The organism is Rhodoplanes sp., from assembly GCF_013377085.1.
In the GTDB taxonomy this organism is placed as follows: Bacteria; Pseudomonadota; Alphaproteobacteria; order Rhizobiales; family Xanthobacteraceae; genus Rhodoplanes.
The window spans coordinates 1-16,389 of sequence record NZ_JACAAX010000011.1 but is presented as its reverse complement, the minus strand read 5'-3'; the positions used below and the strand labels follow the sequence as shown (position 1 = coordinate 16,389).

Genomic DNA, 16,389 nt, shown 5'->3' with positions numbered 1-16,389 from the left:
CACGTCCCGCCGCGCAAATGCGCGCCTTGGCGGATGTCGCAAACGATGCGAAACAGTGCCTGAACGGAGATTTACACCATGATGGACGTGCCGGTCGGCGAGCTCGTTGTCCTCGCCGTGGCGATCGCCGGGGGCGGCGTGGTCACGGGCATTCTGGCCGGCCTGTTCGGCATCGGCGGAGGCGCCGTGCTGGTGCCGGTGCTGTTCGAGATCTTCCGCCTGATCGGCGTTCCCGACGACGTGCGCATGCAGCTCTGCATCGGCACCTCGCTCGCCATCATCGTGCCGACCGCGTTCCGCTCCTACCGTACCCACAAGGCGAAGGGCATGGCCCTGCAGGACGTGGTGAAGCTGTGGACCGTGCCGGTGGTGATCGGCGTCGTCATCGGCTCCGCGCTCGCCGTGGTTGCGCCGGCGGCGGTGTTCAAGCTGGTCTTCGCCTTCATCCAGATGACCATCGCGGCCAAGATGCTGGTCGTCGGCGACCGCTTCTCGATCGCGCCGGAGCTGCCCGGACCCGTGACCATGCGGATCTACGGCACCGTCATCGGCCTGCTCTCCGCCCTGATGGGGGTCGGCGGCGGCTCGCTCTCCACCATGCTCCTCACCCTCTACAAGCGGCCGATCCACAACGCCGTCGCCACCTCGGCCGGCCTCGGCGTGCCGATCGCCGTCACCGGCACGATCGGCTACATGCTGGCCGGCATTCCGCATATGGGCGAGCTGCCGCCGCTGTCGGTCGGCTTCGTGTCGCTGGTCGGCTTCGCGCTGATGGCGCCGATCTCGACCTGGACGGCGCGCTTCGGCGCCATACTCGCGCACCGCATGGCGCGTCGGCACCTCGAGATCGCCTTCGGCCTGTTCCTGGTCGCCACCGCGGCCCGCATCCTGTCCAGCCTGGTGATGTAGGGCGGCGGCCAGCCCGCTCGCGACGGCCACGGGACGGCGCTGCGCGGCGCAGCACCGGATCGAAGCTTCGCGCAAGGCTGCGGAACGGAGTTGCCCGCGATGATGAACGTGCCCACCGGCGAACTCGTGATTCTCGCCGTGGGCATCATGGGCGGTGGCGTGGTGACGGGGATCCTCGCCGGGCTGTTCGGCATCGGCGGCGGCGCCGTGCTGATGCCGGTCCTGTTCGAGGTCTTCCGTCTCATCGGCGTGCCCGACGACGTCCGCATGCAGCTCTGCATCGGCACCTCGCTCGCCGTCATCGCGCCGACCGCCTTCCGCTCCTACCGCAGCCACAAGGCCAGGGGCGCCGCCCTGCAGGACGTGGTGAAGCTGTGGACCGTGCCGGTGGTGATCGGCGTGATCCTCGGCTCCGCCGTCGCCGTGGTGGCGCCCGCGGTGGTGTTCAAGATCGTGTTCGGCTGCACGGTGCTGCTCACGGCGTGCAAGCTCCTGTTCCTCGGCGATCGCTTCGTCATCGCCCCGAAGCTGCCGGGGCCTTGGGTCTTGCGGGTCTATGGGGCCGTCATCGGCCTTCTGTCGTCGCTGATGGGGGTCGGCGGCGGCGCCATGGCCAGCATGGTGCTGACCTTCTACGGTCAGTCGATCCACAAGGCGGTCGCCACCTCGGCCGGGATCGGCGTGCCGATCGCCGTCACCGGCACGATCGGCTACATGCTGGCCGGCATCCCGCATATGGGCGAGCTGCCGCCGTTGTCGATCGGCTTCGTGTCGCTGGTCGGCTTCGCCCTGATGGCACCGATCTCGACCTATACGGCGCGCTTCGGCGCCGTGCTGGCGCACCGCATGCCGCGCCGGCATCTCGAGATCGCCTTCGGCCTGTTCCTGATCCTGACCGCGAGCCGCATCCTGCTCAGCATGGTCGGGTAGCCACCCCGGCAAACCGGCGTGGGGTCGACAAAGATACCGGCGGCCGAGGCCGCCGGTTCTCCCGCCTCGCGGCGTGTCCTTACTTGTCGAAGCTCAGGATCAGCGGCGCCTGGCCGTAGGCGTGGCGCACCTGGGCGTTGTCGAAGAAGGCGATGCCGAAGCCGTAGCTCTTCGACAGGTCGTCGAACTGCACGTCGGTCTTCGAGCCGGTGACGAGCTTGCGCGACAGCTCGGCCGTCCACTTGCCGTCCTTCCAGGCGAGCGCCGCCTTGATGTCGCCGCGGTCGCCCGTGAACGGCGCCACCACGATCGAGGCGACCTCGTCGCCGGCCACGAACTTCGAGTCGTCGAACGGCACCTTGTCCTCGGCCTTGATCCAGTAGGTGCCGCCCTTGTTGGCGGGCTTGGCGTCCTTGCTCATGAACTCCGGCTTGCCGCCGACCAGCTTGACGTCCTGGTAGCCGCCGCCCGTGTTGGCGTCGGACTTGCGGCCGGCCTCGGGCGATTTCTGCGGGTCGAAGCGGGTGTGGTCGAGCCACTGGTCGTCGATCTGGCCGAGGAAGCCGCCGCGCACGTACTTCATGTGCCAGATGTCGCCGGTCTCACCCTCCTCGCTGGTGTACTTGTTGCCGTACGGCTTTCCGGGCTCGCCGGCATGGCAGCTCACTTGGCAGCCGAAACGCTCGTCGAAGCCGAACATCGACTTGCCGATGTTCCAGATCATTGCGAACTTGTCCTCGTAGTAGACGTTGTCGTCGCCACCCTTGTCCTCGGGATCGACCAGCTTCTTCCACGAGCCGTCGGCCTGCTTCTGGTACGGGAAGCGCCGCACCGAGAGGGTCGGATCCTCCCAGGTCACCAGCATGTAGAGCGTGTCGCCGAAATAGGCCGCCTGCACGGTGGCGTTGGTGTTGCCGGCGTTGTCCTTGAAGTGAACGCCCTTGACGGCCTCGACGGCGACGGGCTGCGCCTGCTTCCACACCGGGTCGCTCGCATCCGCGTCGAGCGTCGGTGCCGCCGTCGCCTTCGCGGCCTTGATCGGGACCGGCCGCATCGCCACCGGCTTCTCCTGGGCGAGCACCAGCGGCGCGCCCAGCGCGAACGCGGATACGATGGCTAAAGACGTCAGCACGGTCGAACGTCTCATGGCTTTCCCTCCTGTCGTTATCGAGCGCGTCGTGATGAAGTCCGGCCCGAGGGCAGATCGCCCTCGTGCCAGCCGGTGATCATGGTCTTGTACTGGCTCGTCGCCGTGTGTCCGAGCGTCCCCAGATAGACGTGGAGAATGGCGAACAGCACCACGGCTGCGCCGGCCATGTAGTGCACCACCGCGACCGGGAACAGCCCGTCCAGGCCGAACAGCCGATCGGGCGCAGTCAGCGGGAACAGGAATATCAGCCCGGTGATCATCACGACCGGCATTACCAGATACATGATGGCGAAATAGGCGGACGCCTGCATGTCGTTGAAATTGCTGTCCGGGGTCGGCTCGTGCGGATCCCGCTCGCCGCGCATGATTCCGAACGCGTAATAGCGCATCACCCGCAGGGAGCGCGCCATGATGCCCGGGGGCTTGGGAATGTACTGCCACCAGTTCCCGGTCACCGCATTGGCGGTCAAGAAGAAGACGTACAGCGCCACGATGGTCATCCCGGCGATGTCGTGAATCTGCGCGGCGCGCGCGAACGACACCATCGTGAGATGGGTATCCGAGAAGTGCAGGCTTGCGCCGGTCACGGTCAGGATGACGATCAGCACCGCATTGCTCCAGTGCCACAGGCGCAGCCACAGCGGCAGCAGGTAGATGCGCGTCTTCATGCCGGCCTCCTCCCTCGCCGTCGCCATAGCGCCGCGCCGAGGCGGAGCACCGTATGCACCAGCATCCCGACGATCAGGAGTGCGGCGACCGCTCCCACGGCACCGTCGATCCATGGATTGCGGGTGGCGCCGATGATGTAGGCGTGCGGCAGAATCACGCTGTTGACGAAGCCGAGCGTCTCCTCCTCCTCGGCGAGCAGATGCCGGTAAAGACGGGTGCGCAGCGACGAGTCGCGCGAATGACAGGACACGCAGTTCTTCTCGGCCTTGCTCTTGTCGAGGATTTCGTGGGAGAAGCCGCGCCCCGCCGGCGTGTGGCACTCGACGCAGCGCACCGCCGCCCAGTGAAGTTGGGTGTTAGGCAGCCATTCGTGGATGCGCCCGATGAGGGGACGGCGTTTGTCGACCGGCGCGAATTTCGAGAACTGCAGATCGGAGTTGTGGCAGTCGAGGCACATCGCGTTGTCCTGCGCGATGATCTTGTGCGGAGCTCCGATCTTGGCCGCGATGTTGTAGACGTGCCCGTCGTGGCACGACCAGCAGGTGAACTTGTCCTTCTGGGTCTTGGCGTGGACGCTCGCGTCGAACTGCGTCTCGATGCGGAAGACCTTGGCGGCGTGGCATTCCGAACAGGGGCTGACCTGCGCCTTGAGATTGGCGCCGTGCGGGAACGTGGTGGCGCCGACGCCGTGGCAGGTGCGGCACTCGACGCGGCCGTGGCTGGACGTCTCGTACAGTGCCGGGTCGTGCAGCATGGTCTTGAGCTTGTCGAGATCCATGTCCTGCCGCGGCGGCGACTTCAGCCCCTCGGGCGAATGGCAGGCGAAGCACTTGGCGTTCTGGTCGCGGATCTCGGCGAGCTTGGCGGGATCGAGCGCGGCGGTGCTCTGAGCGTCCGCGGCGCTGGCCGACAGCATCGACGCGACGATCAGGCCGAATGCGATGGCGAGCCAGCGGCGACGCTTCTGCATGATCGGTGAACGAGCCTTTCGGGCGAGCGCGATCGAGACGAGGATGGGCACGGAACAGCCGATGGCGGTCACCGGGTCGAGCTGATTCGTGAGCGCGCCGATCGGGCCTGCGGGAGTGCTCGATCGCGACGTGATTCAACAAGCACCGACGACGGGTGTCGTTGGCGGCGTGTGGTGCACGGATCAGTTACATCGGAACGCTTCTAAGTATGTCGAAGCCGCCTCGGGCTTTGCAAGCTGTAATTCTGTCGTCAGGGCTTCTCCCGATATCTGTTGCGCTGCGCGATACGATGCTGCGATGCGTGTCGGTCCGAGAGCACGGGTGACGCGGGCCATCGAAGATGGCGGACTAGACGGATCGGGCGACGCGGTCGCGGACGCCGGCGCAGTTTTGCAGGCGCCGTCGCGCTGCTCCAAAAGGGGCTGCCGGGACGCGGTACGAGACGTGTCGTCTCGATGTGTGGTTCGCTTCGGCGGGGTCGGAGAACGCGCGCGACATCGACGTCGTCGCGTCGTCGACGGCGAACCGTTTCTCGCGTCGTCGGAGATCGCGCTAACGCTGATGCACGTACGTCCCCGGCGCGTCGGCGAGCGGCGCGTAGCCTTTGCTCGGCGCGCCCATGGCCGGACACGCGACGCGCTCCGGCGCCGAGTGGGCGTCGAGCCACGCGGCCCAGTCCACCCACCATGATCCGGCCTTCGGGGCCGTCGCGGCGACCCACTCCTCCGGGCTGATGCAGCAGTCGTCGGGGCGCTTGAGCGCGATGCGATAGCGCCGGTGCGGGCGGTCCGGCTCGCTGACGATCCCGGCATTGTGGCCGCCGCTGGTCAGCACGAAGGTCACGTCGGCGTCGCTGAGATAATGGATCTTGTAGACCGAGTGCCATGGCGCGACGTGATCGCGTTCGGTCGAGACGACGAAGATCGGTGCGTGGATGTTCCGGATCACGGCCGGCCGGCCGTCGACCAGGAAGCGGCCGGCGGCGAGCTCGTTGTCCAGATAGAGCCGCTTCAGATACTCGCCATGCATGCGGTAGGGCATGCGGGTCGAGTCGGCGTTCCACGCCATCAGGTCGTTGATCCGGCTGCGCTCGCCCATCAGATAGTCGTGGATGTGGCGCGACCAGACGAGGTCGGCGGTACGCAGGAGCTGGAAGGCGCCCGCCATCTGGTCGGCGGACAGATAGCCGCGGTTCCACATCATGCTGTCGAGCACGTGGAGCTGGCTGTGATCGATGAACAGTGCGAGCTCGCCGGGCTCGGAAAAATCCATCTGCGCGGCGAGCAGCGTCACCGAGGCGAGCCGTGCGTCGCCGATGCGGGCCATGGCGGCGGCGGCGATCGCCAGCAGGGTGCCGCCGATGCAGTAGCCGGTGGCGTGGATCTTCCGCCCAGGCAGGATCGCGCTGATGGCGTCGAGCGCGTCCATGACGCCGAGCCGTCGGTAGTCGTCGAAGGCGAGGTCGCGATCCTCCGGGCCGGGATTGCGCCAGGAGATGCAGAACACCGTGTGGCCCTGGCCGACCAGCCAGCGCACCATCGAGTTCTTCGGCGACAGATCGAGGATGTAGTACTTCATGATCCAGGCCGGCACGATCAGGATCGGCTCGGCCGCCACGGTGTCGGTCGCCGGTGCGTACTGGATCAGTTCGATCAGAGCGTTGCGGAAAACCACCTTGCCGGGCGTGATCGCGACGTCGCGTCCGACCACGTAGCTCTCGGTTCCGACCGGCGGACGGCCGGTCGCCGTGCGGCTGACGTCCTCGGTCCAGTTCTGGAAGCCGTGAATCAGATTGGTCCCGAGCGATTCGCGGGTCTTGTCGATGACCTCGGGATTGGTGAAGGGGGAATTCGAGGGCGAGACCATGTCGAGGAGCTGGTGCATCGTGAACGCCACCACGTCCTCGTGGTGCGGGGCGACGCCGGGCACGTCGTGGGTGAGATCGTGCCACCACTGCTGCTGGAGCAGGAACATCTGGGCCCACAGGCTGTAGGGCTCGCTGCGCCAGGCTTCGGCCGAGAAGCGGGTGTCGCCGGGCGGCGCGGGGATATGGGGCGGCGGGTCCCGCCCGATGCTGGAGGCGGCGAGCTGCGCGCCGAAGCGAGAGGCGCGCCGGCCGGCCACCCAGGCGAGCTCCATGCACTTGCCCGGCGCCGTGGAGAGGTGGATCCACCAGTCGAGGAAGGCGAGCGTCAGCGCCGCCGGGGAGAGGCCGCCGGTCGCCTGCGCCATCAGGGCGAGACGGGTGCGGTCGAGCGCCCGGAAGGCCTCGATACCGGCGCCGTCCTCGATTGCCGATGACGGGGTCGACCCTGCCTGGAGTGTGTCGTCGCGGTCCATGGTCGGTACGCCCTTTCAGTGACCGGGCGCAGCGCCGGCCGCGCCTCGTGCGGCACGCAGGGACATGTCGACTCATAGAGGCCGGGCGACGGCGGCCCTCATTGACCTGGAACAAGAACGGCGAGTCACGTTTCGTGACGTTCCGCCGCCGGTCGTGGCATTGGGCAGGCTATTCCAGGGCGATGCCCATTTCCTTGATGAGCGCCTGGTAACGCTGGGTCTGCTCCTTCACGAAGGCGGTGAACTCGTCGACCGACATCGGGTTCACCTCGGCGCCGGCCTCGATCAGGGTGGTCTTGATGTCGGGCTGCGCCAGGATCGCGTTGATCTCGGTGTTGAGGCGGGTGACCACCGCCTTGGGCGTGCCGCGCGGCACGAAGAACCCCTGCCACAGCGTCAGGTCGAACTCCTTGATGCCGGTGACCTCGGCCACGGTCGGCACGTCGGGGGCGCCGGTGGCGCGTTTCTTCGACGACACCGCGAGCACCTTCAGGCTGCCCGACTTCACATGCGGCATCACGGCCGGGAAGCCGGAGAAGTAGAGGTCGACATGGGCGCCGAGCAGGTCGTTGAGGGCCGGACCGGCGCCCTTGTAGGGAACGTGGACCAGGTTGGTCTTGCTGCGCGCCTTCAAAAGCTCGCCGGCGAAGTGGCCGGGCGTGCCGGTGCCGGACGATGCGAAGGACAGTCCGTTCGGCCGCGACCGCGCGGTGGCCAACAGCTCGTCGATGGTCTGGTAGGGCGCCTTTGGCGGGATCGCAAGCGCCAGCGGCACGTCGGTACCGAGCGCCACCGGCAACAGGTCGTTCTCCGGATCGTAGCCGATGTTCTTGAGCAGATGCTGGTTGATGGAGATCTCGGCGCTCTGCCCGACCAGGATGGTGTGGCCGTCCGGCGTCGCGCGGGCGACGCTCTGGGCGCCGATGCCACCGCTCGCGCCCGGCCGGTTCTCGACCACGACGTTCTGGCCGAGCGCCGGCCCGAGCCTCGTGGCGATCAGCCGGGCGACCACGTCGCCGGTGCCGCCGGGCGCGTAGGCGACCACCAGCGTGACGGTGTGGGACGGGAAGGTCTGGGCCGATGCCGGGCCTGCCAGTGCGGCGAGGCCGAGAGCGGCCAGTCCGAGAGCGGCTGATCCGGAACGCAGGAGCTGTCGGCGCATTTCGCGAAATCTCCGTTGGCCTCGAGGCGGGGTGCGCGTGGCGTGCCGATCGGCGAGGTCGCGCGCGGGTTGGTTCGTCGTCAGAAGCGGAACAGGCGGGCCGGGTTGTCGACCAGGATTTTCGTGCGGGTGGCGTCGTCACCGGCCCAGGCGGCGAGCAGCGCCAGCGTACGCGCATCGTCGACCTGCCGGAACGGCTCGATGTCGGTCGGCTTGCGGCCTTGCCGCTCGTCCCCGCCGCCGGTGTGGGGCCAGTCGGACGCCCAGACCAGCCGGTCCGGATTGGTCGTGATCAGGGTGCGGGCGAGCGGCGCCAGCTCGGGATAATCGGGCGCCTGCCGGGCCGCCCGATAGGGCGCCGACAGCTTGATCCAGACGCGGCCGTCGCCGAGCAGGCGGATGAGGGCGGCGTGGCCGGGCGGCGCGCGGTTCGATTCCGAGCGACCGGGCTCGACCCGGGCGCCGGCGAAATGATCGAGCACGACGGGCACGGGCGAGGCCGCGATGGTGTCTTCCAGGGCCGCCACCAGAGCGAGGTCGGCATAGATCTGCACCACCATGTCGAACGGCGCGACGCGCTGGGCCGTCTGCGCCACTGCGGCGACCACGGCCTGCGCGCGGTCCTCGCCCTTGGTGTGCAGATTGACCCGTACGCCGACCACCCCGGCGTCGCGCAGCGTTCGGAGCTGATCATCCGTGACGGTGGCCGGGTCGATCACGGCGATGCCGCGCGCCGTCGTCGGCCCGAGCTGTTCGAGGGTATCGAGCAGGGCGCGGTTGTCGTCGCCGTAGACGCTCGGCTGCACCAGAACGGCGCGGTCGACCCCGAGGCTGGCCAGATGCGCCCGCAGGTCGTCGACCGTCGCGGCAGGAGGCGTGTAGCTGCGGGCCTCGGCGAAGGGGAAGCGCGGGTCGAAGACATGGACGTGGCCGTCGACGGCGCCCGCGGCGCCGTGGCGCGTGACGATGCTCTCGGCAGGGCGGCCGATCATGATCCCCCCGGATCGTCTTGTCGTTGTTGGGAAAGCGTAGCCGGCGACATGGTACTTTGCAACGACGAAGTACCACGGTGCGGCACCGCTGCCGTTCGTCGCTGCGGGGAGCGGCGAACGTCAGTGCTGCTGGGCGATCTGCACGAGGTTGCCGCAGGTGTCGTCGAACACCGCGATGGTGACGGGCCCCATGGTGACGGGCGGCTGGGTGAAGCGCACGCCATGGCCGCGCAGACGCTTGTATTCCGCCTGCACGTCGTCGACGGCGAACGAGGTGCACGGGATGCCGTCCCGCACCAGGGCCGCCTTGTAGGGCTTGGCGGCCGGATGCGCGTCGGGCTCGAGCAGGAGCTGCACGCCGTCCGGATCGTCGTCCGACACCAGCGTCAGCCAGCGATGCTCGCCCATCGGCACGTCGGCCCGCGGCACGAAGCCCAACACGTCGGTGTAGAAGCGCTGCGCCTTCTCCTGGTCATCCACCAGCACGCTGGTCAGAACGATCCTCATCGGAGGTCTCTCCTTTTGTTGTCTCTGTCTTTCACCCCGTCACGCCGAGGTGGCCGCGCGGTGCGCGGCCCTCGAAGGGTGACGGCCGACTCTTCGATTGGTTCGGCTCGATCGTGTCCGGCATGGCGGCCGAGCCAGAGCGTCCAGGCCTGCCGGATCGGCGCGCGGTCGAGGAAGTGGTGCTTGCTGCGCCACTGCCATTCGGTACGCACCAGCCCGGCCTCTTCCAGCATCTGTAGGTGTTTTGAGAGAGCCTGCCGCGACAGGCTGGCGCCGTGCCAGGTGATCAGGCGGACATGCAGCTCGAACAGGGTCTGCCCGTCGCGTTCGGCCAGCTCGTCGACCAGTCGCCGCCGCGTCGGATCGGACAACGCCCGGAACAGCAGGTCGAGATCCATCGTTCCACCGTAGCCCTCTGCGTGCAGTCATGCAACCGATAAGTTACGTGATTGGCGGTGTGAATACGTGGCCGCGCGAGCCGGCCTTTGACCCCGGTCAAGGCTCCGGTCGCGGTATCGCGGTGTGCTGACTTTTCTCAGGAGCCGCAAAATGCGCCAGCTCATGCTCGCCGTCGTCGCCGCCCTCGTCCTGCTCATGGCCGCAGGTCCCGCCGACAGCGCCGAGAAGCGGGTCGCCTTCATCGTCGGCAACAGTGCCTATCAGCATGCGCCGACCCTGAAGAACCCGCGCAACGACGCGACCGACATGCGCGCCAAGCTCGTCTCGCTCGGCTTCGAGGTGTTCGGCGGCGACGATTTCGACCGCGCCGCCTTCGTTTCGGCCATGCAGGCGTTCGGCCGTGCCTCCGAGAACGCCGATGTGGCGCTGGTCTTCTATGCCGGGCACGGCATCCAGGTGAACGGCCAGAACTACCTCGTCCCGACCGACGCCAAGGTCGAGTACGAGCCGGAGCTGAGCCTGGTGCTGGTGCCGTTCGACGAGGTGATGCGGCAGCTCAACCGCAGCGCCCGGGTCAAGATCGCCATCCTGGACGCCTGCCGCGACAACCCGTTCGCCAAGGATCTGTCGCGCACCATGGGGACGCGCTCCATCGACGCGCTCGGCCGCGGCCTCGGCCGCGTCCAGACCGTCTCGGGCACGTTCATCGTCTACGCCACCCAGCCCGACAACGTGGCGCAGGACGGCGAAGGGCGGAACAGCCCGTTCACCGGATCGCTGCTGCGCCATATCGATCAGCCGCTGTCGATCTCCGACATGATCATCGAGGTGCGCAACGAGGTGATCGGCGAGACCCGCGGCAAGCAGGTGCCGTGGGACTCCTCGTCGCTGACCGGGCGGTTCTCGTTCAAGATCGAGGGCACCATCACGGTGACGCCGCAGGGCGGAGCCCCGTCCGTCGGCGCGCAACCGCCGGCCGATCCGCGCCTGCCCGACATGATGGCGTGGATCGCGGCGCAAGGGTCGACCGATCCGCAGGATTTCGAGACCTACCTGAAAGGCTTCCCGGACGGCCTCTATGCCCGCCAGGCACGCCAGCGGATCGAGGCGCTGCGGCGCACGCCGGTGCCGGACGTGCAGGCGCGGGCGCCGAGCGAGCCGCAGGCCCCAGGGCGGCCCGATCCGGCGGCGGCCGAGCGCGAGCGCTGGGTGCGATTCGCCAACAGCACCAATCCGGAGCATCTCGCCAGCTTCCTGCGCGACTATCCGGACGGTCCCTACGCGGGCGAGGCCGCCAACAATCTCGGCTCGCTCTACTTCAACGGCACCGGCACGCCCCGCAATCTGCGCCTGGCCGCCGAGATGTTCGAGCGCGGCCAAAAGCTCGGCAGCTCGCACGCGGCAAACAATCTCGGGAACATGTACGCGACCGGCATGGGCGTGCCGAAGGACGATGCGCGGGCCCTGGCGCTCTATCGGCGTGGCGCCGAACTCGGCCATCCCGACGCCATGACCAATGTCGGCGCCATGCTGGCCGGCGGGCGGGGCGCGCCGCGCGACGACGCGCAGGCGATCGCCTGGTTCCGCCGCGCCAACAACGCCAACGGCATCATGAACGTCGCCCTGATGATCGACCGGGGGCACGGCGCCTCCTACGACCCGGCGGAGGCGGCGAGCCTGCTGCTCGAATGCCTGCGGCTCGGCCAGATCGTCTGCCACAACCGGCTGATCGACGAGCGCGGCAAGGTGATCACGCTGGAGACGCGCCGCGCCATCCAGCGCCTGCTCGCCGGCCGCGGCAGCTACCGCGGCCCCATCGACGGCACGTTCGGGCCGACCGTGATCCAGGCACTGCAGGCGATCGCGAAGGGGTGAGGGGGCTCAGCGCCGTAGGGTGCAATGAGCGCAGCGAATTGCGCCAAGAGAATGCGGTCCCCTCGCTCAGGACATCGTGCTTGCGCCGGCGCAATTCGCTGCGCTCATTGCGCCCTACGGGCGACGAGCCCGCCCAAAACCGCCCTCTAAAACGTCCGCATCGACAGCTTGGCGCCGCGGACTTCCCAGCTTTCCAGGCGGTTCAGGAAGCTCATGCCGAGCAGGCTGACCTTGAGCTGGCCGGGCGGGGCGATCAGGGCCGGCACCGCGCGCTCGACGATGCCGCCGACCGTGATGCGGTCGAGCGTCACGGCGGCGGCCTGGGCGCGGCCGTTGGCGGTGTCGACGTTGACGTTGTACTTGATGAAGTCGAGCGGCAGGCCGGCCGCCTTGGCGGCCTCGTGGGTCAGCACCACGGCACTGGCGCCGGTGTCCAAGACCATGGCGACGGTTGCGCCGTTCACCTTGGCGCTGATCTGAAAATCGCCGGCCTTGCCGCGCGCCACCTCGACGGTCTTGCCGCGGCTGGCGGCGCGGCCGGGCACCAGCTCGGCCATCACGCGCTCGCCGGCGTCCTTGAGCTCGAACCGATAAGTGTAGCCGGCGACGAGCGCGAGGGCGATCGCGGCCCAGATCAGGGCCCATTGCACGGCCTGGGCGAAGCGGTCGCGGAACAGGGTCAGCACGAAGCCGCTGAGCAGCGCGATGAAGCCGAGCTTGACCAGCAGCGAGGCGATGTCGCCGTCCGACAGGCCGCTCTCGCCCGGCCGCCGCGCCACGAGCAAAGCGAGGCCCGCGATGGCGCCCAGCAGAAGAACCCACACGGCGGAGCGGCGCATCGTCAGCACGTCCAAAGCACCTCGATTCGTCCCGGGCAGGACGGGGCGACCATACGGCCCCGCTCCGGGAAAACAACCTCTGCGGCAGCCATCGGCGTCGCGTGAAGAATCCGTGACGGCACCGGCTCAATTCTCCAGCTTGAACAGGCGGAGCCGGCGGCGCAGCGACATCCCGCCGTCCTGGCCGCCGGCCGGCGGCGGCGGCGTGTCGGACGGCACCATCGGACCCTGCTCGGCGATCGGCTCCAGCGCCGTCATCACCCGCTCGGGCGGGAACGTCACCACCACCTCGGTGCCCTCGCGCAGCTTCGAGCGCAGCGTGAAGGTGCCGCCGTGCAGGTCGATGATGCTCTTGACGATGGGGAGCCCGAGGCCCGCCCCCTGCTCGGCGGACTTGATGGCGTTGGAGCCCTGGCCGAAGGAGTCGAGCACGATCGGGATCTCGTCCTCCGAGATGCCGGAGCCGTTGTCGCGCACGCTGAGATACTGGCCGCCGGCTTGCGTCCAGCCGACCTTCAGCCACACCTCGCCGCCCTGCGGGGTGAACTTGATGGCGTTGGAGAGGAGGTTGAGACAGATTTGCCGGACCGCGCGCTCGTCCGCCCACAGCTTCGGCATGTCCGGCTCGAAGCTCTCGTAGATGGTGATGCCGCGGTTCTTGGCCCGCAGCTTGAGCAGGTGGTGGCACTCCTCGGCCGTCTGGGCGAGGCCGACCAGCTCCTCGTTGAGCTCGTAGCGTCCCGCCTCGATGCGCGAGAGGTCGAGGATCTCGTTGATCAGGCCGAGCAGGTGGACGCCGGAATTGTGGATGTCGTTGGAGTAGTCCTTGTAGACCGCGACATTGTGGGTGCCGAAGATCTCGTTCTTCATCACCTCGGAGAAGCCCAGGATGGCGTTGAGCGGCGTGCGCAGCTCGTGGCTCATCTGCGCCAGGAAGCGGGACTTGGCGATGTTGGCGCCCTCGGCGCGGCGGCGCGCCTCGTCGGACTTGGCCTTGGCCTGCTCGAGCTCGCCGATCAGCGCGTCCTTCTCGGCGCGGGCCTCCAGGGTGGCGAGGTTCGAGCTGTAGATGCGGAACGACAGCAGCACGAAGTAGATTTGCGCCGTCAGCGCCATGGCGGCGAGAATCCAGCCCTGCACGGTGCCGGCCAGGACGAAGTTGAGGGCGACCGCGATCGTCACGGGCGTGGTGCCGGCCAAGACCGCGACCGGCAGGCTCGAGGCCAGCATGCTGGAGATGGCGACCACCAGCAGCATCACGAACAGGTTGAAGGTCGCGGCGCTCTCGTGGACGCCGACCGGCTGGGTGAGCTGGAACATCCAGGCCAGGCCGAAGAACAGGTCGAGCAGGACGAAGCGCAGCCGCCACGCCCGGCCGTTCACGGCATTGGCGGGCTCGGCCAAAAATTTCCGGCACTTCACCACGATGACCAGGTGGATCACCAGCATGGCGGCCGTCCAGGCGCCGGCCGCGAGCGGGTCGCCCCACACCCCCGCCAGGAAGCCGATCGAGACGATCAGCATCAGGATCACGAGCGAGCCCGAGAGGCGGTTCTGGGCGTATTGGCGCAGCAGCTCGGCATCGAAGGCGGGCCGCGTGCCGGTCGTCGAGGTCAGCCGGTCGCGGGCCTCGCGCACCCGCTGGGCGGCCAGACGACGGCGCGCGGCCTCGGTCCTGTCGACCGAGGGCGGGAGGGGCGGATCGGTGGCGGCAAAGGGCATGCGGGCTGCTGCGGCTCGGCGTTCGCCCCGAGAGTCCGACAAAATCCTTAAATTCAGGCTTAGGCGCTCGTTAGTCGTGATGGCAGATTAGCGACGATTTGACGTCGAAGGTGCCGGGCTCGGCCTCGGCGCAGGCAAACGGATGGGTCGGCCGTCGTCATCGTTAAAATTTCGTTGCGCAGGATCGCCCCACGGCGCAAAAGCCGCAAAAGGGCTGAAATGTCGCAGCAACGTTACGGCCGTCCTGCCGGTCGGCGTGGCCGCGCCGTCTCCAGGACCGATGGTCGCCAGGATTCGTTCATGTCGGGCTCGAGCCGGTGCCGCGATCGTCGTCGAGGCCCGGGCTCCAGCCCAACCAGGAGTTCTGCAATGAGTGCGTCGAGACTGCTCGGGGCGATCGCGACCTGGCTCTGCCTGTCGGTGCTAATCTCGGTGGCGAGCGCGCAAAGCGTCGAGCGGCGGATCGGGCTGGTGATCGGCAACGGCGCCTATCAGGCCGGGGCGCTGGCGACGCCGGCGAACGATGCCGGCCTGATCGCCCAGACGCTCGAGGCGGCCGGCTTCGACGTGGTCGGCGCCCGCGACCTCGACGAGGATTCGCTGCGCCACACGGTGCGCGACTTCGTCGACAAGGTGACGGCGGCCGGGCCCGATGCGGTGGCCTTCGTCTATTTCGCCGGCTACGGGCTGCAGCTCGAAGGCGAGAACTACCTGATCCCGGTCGACGCGCGGATCGAGCGCGACACCGATGTGCCGATCCGCGGCCTGCGGCTTTATGACTTCCTGGTCCGGCCGCTGGCGGCGCTGCCGCTCAAGGCGCGCATGATCGTGCTCGACGCGGCCCGCGCCAACCCGTTCGTGCGCTCCGGCCAGCCGCTCGCCGGCGGCCTCGCCTTGATGGACCCGGCGCCCGGCATGCTGATCGCCTTCAACGCCGCCCCCGGCACCATCGCGCCGGAAGGGCAGGGCGCCTACGGGGCCTATGCGCAGGCGCTCGCCGAGATGCTCCGCGAGCCCGGGCTGCCGGTCGGCGAGATGTTCGATCGCGTCCGGCTGCGGGTCAACGAGCTGACCAAGGGCGCCGAGGTGCCCTGGAGCGTCGCGCAGATCCAGACCTCCTTCGTGTTCTTCGAGCGCGGGCCCGACGCGCCGCCGCCGGTCGCCGCGGTCGATCCGGCCGTGTCCCGCGCCCGGCCGATCCGCGCGCTGCCGGCCGAGGACGCCTATGCGGCCGCGCTCGACCGCGACACCATCTCGGCTTACGAGGAGTTCCTCGCCGCCTATCCGGGCGATCCCATGGCCCGGCGGGTGCGCGCCATCGTCGCGGCGCGGCGCGAGGCGATCGTTTGGCGCCGCACCTTCGAGGCCGACACGCCGCCCGCCTACTGGTCGTATCTGCGGCGCTATCCGCACGGCCCGCACGCCTATGATGCGCGCCGCCGGCTGTCGCGGCTCTCCGCCGTCCTGGAGCCGCCGCCCAGCTTTGCGGCCTTCGCCTATGACGAGCCGCCGCCGCCACCCGAGGAGGTCATGTTTGTCGACCGGCCCGTGCTGGCCTTCGACGACCCGGTGCTGGCCTTCGCGCCGCCGCCGCCGCCGCCCATCTTCCTGCTGCCGCCGCCGCCGCCCGACTACGTGATGCTGCCGCCGCCGCCGCCGCCGGTCGGGCTGTTCGTGCTGCCGGCGCCGATCTACCGGCCGATCCCGTTCTGGGCCCGGCCGCCCGTCTATGTGGCGCCGCCGCCGCCCAACAACGTCATCTATCAGAACATCCACAACACCGTGGTGATCAACCAGGCGGCCCAGACGGTCAGCGTCACCACGCCGGTCGGGCGACCGGGCGGCGGCTTCGTGCCGCAGACCGGCGGTGCCGGCATCGCGCCGCCTGCGCCGGGCGTGGTGCCGCAGCCCGGTGGTCCTGCCG

Annotated in this window: 14 protein-coding genes; 4 read left to right on the top strand and 10 right to left on the bottom strand. The window is 68.7% G+C overall.

Annotated features, from left to right (window positions below):
* The first annotated feature begins 78 nt into the window (after positions 1-78).
* Together HXX10_RS10185 and HXX10_RS10180 are read left to right on the top strand one after the other, a co-directional pair.
* Positions 79-909 carry a sulfite exporter TauE/SafE family protein gene (locus HXX10_RS10185; protein WP_296522072.1) on the top strand — a complete coding sequence of 277 codons (831 nt, stop codon included), beginning with the start codon at positions 79-81 and terminating at the stop codon, positions 907-909.
* Between the two features lie 99 nt (positions 910-1,008).
* Complete coding sequence (locus tag HXX10_RS10180) at positions 1,009-1,839, top strand: sulfite exporter TauE/SafE family protein (RefSeq protein WP_296522071.1); 831 nt, start codon at positions 1,009-1,011, stop codon at positions 1,837-1,839.
* A gap of 79 nt (positions 1,840-1,918) precedes the next feature.
* Here HXX10_RS10180 and HXX10_RS10175 read toward each other — a convergent pair whose 3' ends face one another.
* From HXX10_RS10175 to HXX10_RS10140, 8 genes are all read right to left on the bottom strand, one after another.
* Positions 1,919-2,986 (bottom strand): ethylbenzene dehydrogenase-related protein, encoded by a 1,068-nt coding sequence (locus tag HXX10_RS10175; protein ID WP_296522070.1) that lies wholly within the window; start codon positions 2,984-2,986, stop codon positions 1,919-1,921.
* A gap of 17 nt (positions 2,987-3,003) precedes the next feature.
* Positions 3,004-3,657 (bottom strand): cytochrome b/b6 domain-containing protein, encoded by a 654-nt coding sequence (locus HXX10_RS10170; RefSeq protein ID WP_296522069.1) that lies wholly within the window; start codon positions 3,655-3,657, stop codon positions 3,004-3,006.
* Positions 3,654-4,628 carry a cytochrome c3 family protein gene (locus HXX10_RS10165; protein WP_296522068.1) on the bottom strand — a complete coding sequence of 325 codons (975 nt, stop codon included), beginning with the start codon at positions 4,626-4,628 and terminating at the stop codon, positions 3,654-3,656. The genes HXX10_RS10170 and HXX10_RS10165 overlap by 4 nt, the downstream gene beginning before the upstream one ends.
* A 553-nt stretch (positions 4,629-5,181) precedes the next feature.
* Positions 5,182-6,969, bottom strand: a complete 1,788-nt coding sequence (locus tag HXX10_RS10160) for an alpha/beta fold hydrolase (protein ID WP_296522067.1) — start codon at positions 6,967-6,969, stop codon at positions 5,182-5,184.
* Between the two features lie 169 nt (positions 6,970-7,138).
* A complete protein-coding gene (locus tag HXX10_RS10155) occupies positions 7,139-8,131 on the bottom strand; it encodes a tripartite tricarboxylate transporter substrate binding protein (protein ID WP_296522066.1) in 993 nt (330 codons plus the stop codon).
* Positions 8,132-8,211: 80 nt separating this feature from the next.
* Positions 8,212-9,123: an amidohydrolase gene (locus HXX10_RS10150; RefSeq protein WP_296522065.1), complete on the bottom strand. Its 912-nt coding sequence runs from the start codon at positions 9,121-9,123 to the stop codon at positions 8,212-8,214.
* A gap of 120 nt (positions 9,124-9,243) precedes the next feature.
* Positions 9,244-9,630, bottom strand: coding sequence for a VOC family protein (locus HXX10_RS10145; RefSeq protein ID WP_296522064.1), 387 nt, complete (start codon positions 9,628-9,630; stop codon positions 9,244-9,246).
* Entirely contained in the window at positions 9,627-10,028 is a 402-nt protein-coding gene (locus HXX10_RS10140) for a helix-turn-helix domain-containing protein (protein ID WP_296522063.1), read from the bottom strand. Before HXX10_RS10140 ends, HXX10_RS10145 begins: the two co-directional genes overlap by 4 nt.
* A 151-nt stretch (positions 10,029-10,179) precedes the next feature.
* Here HXX10_RS10140 and HXX10_RS10135 point away from each other — a divergent pair, with 151 nt between their 5' ends.
* Entirely contained in the window at positions 10,180-11,904 is a 1,725-nt protein-coding gene (locus HXX10_RS10135) for a caspase family protein (protein ID WP_296522062.1), read from the top strand.
* Between the two features lie 146 nt (positions 11,905-12,050).
* Here HXX10_RS10135 and HXX10_RS10130 read toward each other — a convergent pair whose 3' ends face one another.
* Together HXX10_RS10130 and HXX10_RS10125 are read right to left on the bottom strand one after the other, a co-directional pair.
* Positions 12,051-12,743, bottom strand: coding sequence for a TIGR02281 family clan AA aspartic protease (locus HXX10_RS10130; RefSeq protein ID WP_296522061.1), 693 nt, complete (start codon positions 12,741-12,743; stop codon positions 12,051-12,053).
* Positions 12,744-12,869: 126 nt separating this feature from the next.
* The gene (locus HXX10_RS10125) at positions 12,870-14,465 is read right to left on the bottom strand and encodes a HAMP domain-containing sensor histidine kinase (RefSeq protein WP_296522060.1); all 1,596 of its coding nucleotides are present in this window, start codon (positions 14,463-14,465) and stop codon (positions 12,870-12,872) included.
* A 369-nt stretch (positions 14,466-14,834) separates the two neighbouring features.
* On the opposite strand from HXX10_RS10125, the gene HXX10_RS10120 reads away from it, so the two are divergent.
* Positions 14,835-16,389: caspase domain-containing protein (locus tag HXX10_RS10120; RefSeq protein ID WP_296522059.1), on the top strand; the 1,555-nt coding region annotated here is incomplete at its 3' end.

What these genes read in the sequence shown, in the direction of transcription:
- HXX10_RS10180 (WP_296522071.1), top strand. Translation starts at nt 1,009, where the DNA reads ATGATGAACGTGCCCACCGGCGAACTCGTGATTCTCGCCGTGGGCATC.
- HXX10_RS10130 (WP_296522061.1), bottom strand. Translation starts at nt 12,743, where the DNA reads ATGCGCCGCTCCGCCGTGTGGGTTCTTCTGCTGGGCGCCATCGCGGGC.
- HXX10_RS10125 (WP_296522060.1), bottom strand. Translation starts at nt 14,465, where the DNA reads ATGCCCTTTGCCGCCACCGATCCGCCCCTCCCGCCCTCGGTCGACAGG.
- HXX10_RS10185 (WP_296522072.1), top strand. Translation starts at nt 79, where the DNA reads ATGATGGACGTGCCGGTCGGCGAGCTCGTTGTCCTCGCCGTGGCGATC.
- HXX10_RS10155 (WP_296522066.1), bottom strand. Translation starts at nt 8,131, where the DNA reads ATGCGCCGACAGCTCCTGCGTTCCGGATCAGCCGCTCTCGGACTGGCC.
- HXX10_RS10170 (WP_296522069.1), bottom strand. Translation starts at nt 3,657, where the DNA reads ATGAAGACGCGCATCTACCTGCTGCCGCTGTGGCTGCGCCTGTGGCAC.
- HXX10_RS10140 (WP_296522063.1), bottom strand. Translation starts at nt 10,028, where the DNA reads ATGGATCTCGACCTGCTGTTCCGGGCGTTGTCCGATCCGACGCGGCGG.
- HXX10_RS10145 (WP_296522064.1), bottom strand. Translation starts at nt 9,630, where the DNA reads ATGAGGATCGTTCTGACCAGCGTGCTGGTGGATGACCAGGAGAAGGCG.
- HXX10_RS10135 (WP_296522062.1), top strand. Translation starts at nt 10,180, where the DNA reads ATGCGCCAGCTCATGCTCGCCGTCGTCGCCGCCCTCGTCCTGCTCATG.
- HXX10_RS10150 (WP_296522065.1), bottom strand. Translation starts at nt 9,123, where the DNA reads ATGATCGGCCGCCCTGCCGAGAGCATCGTCACGCGCCACGGCGCCGCG.
- HXX10_RS10175 (WP_296522070.1), bottom strand. Translation starts at nt 2,986, where the DNA reads ATGAGACGTTCGACCGTGCTGACGTCTTTAGCCATCGTATCCGCGTTC.
- HXX10_RS10160 (WP_296522067.1), bottom strand. Translation starts at nt 6,969, where the DNA reads ATGGACCGCGACGACACACTCCAGGCAGGGTCGACCCCGTCATCGGCA.
- HXX10_RS10165 (WP_296522068.1), bottom strand. Translation starts at nt 4,628, where the DNA reads ATGCAGAAGCGTCGCCGCTGGCTCGCCATCGCATTCGGCCTGATCGTC.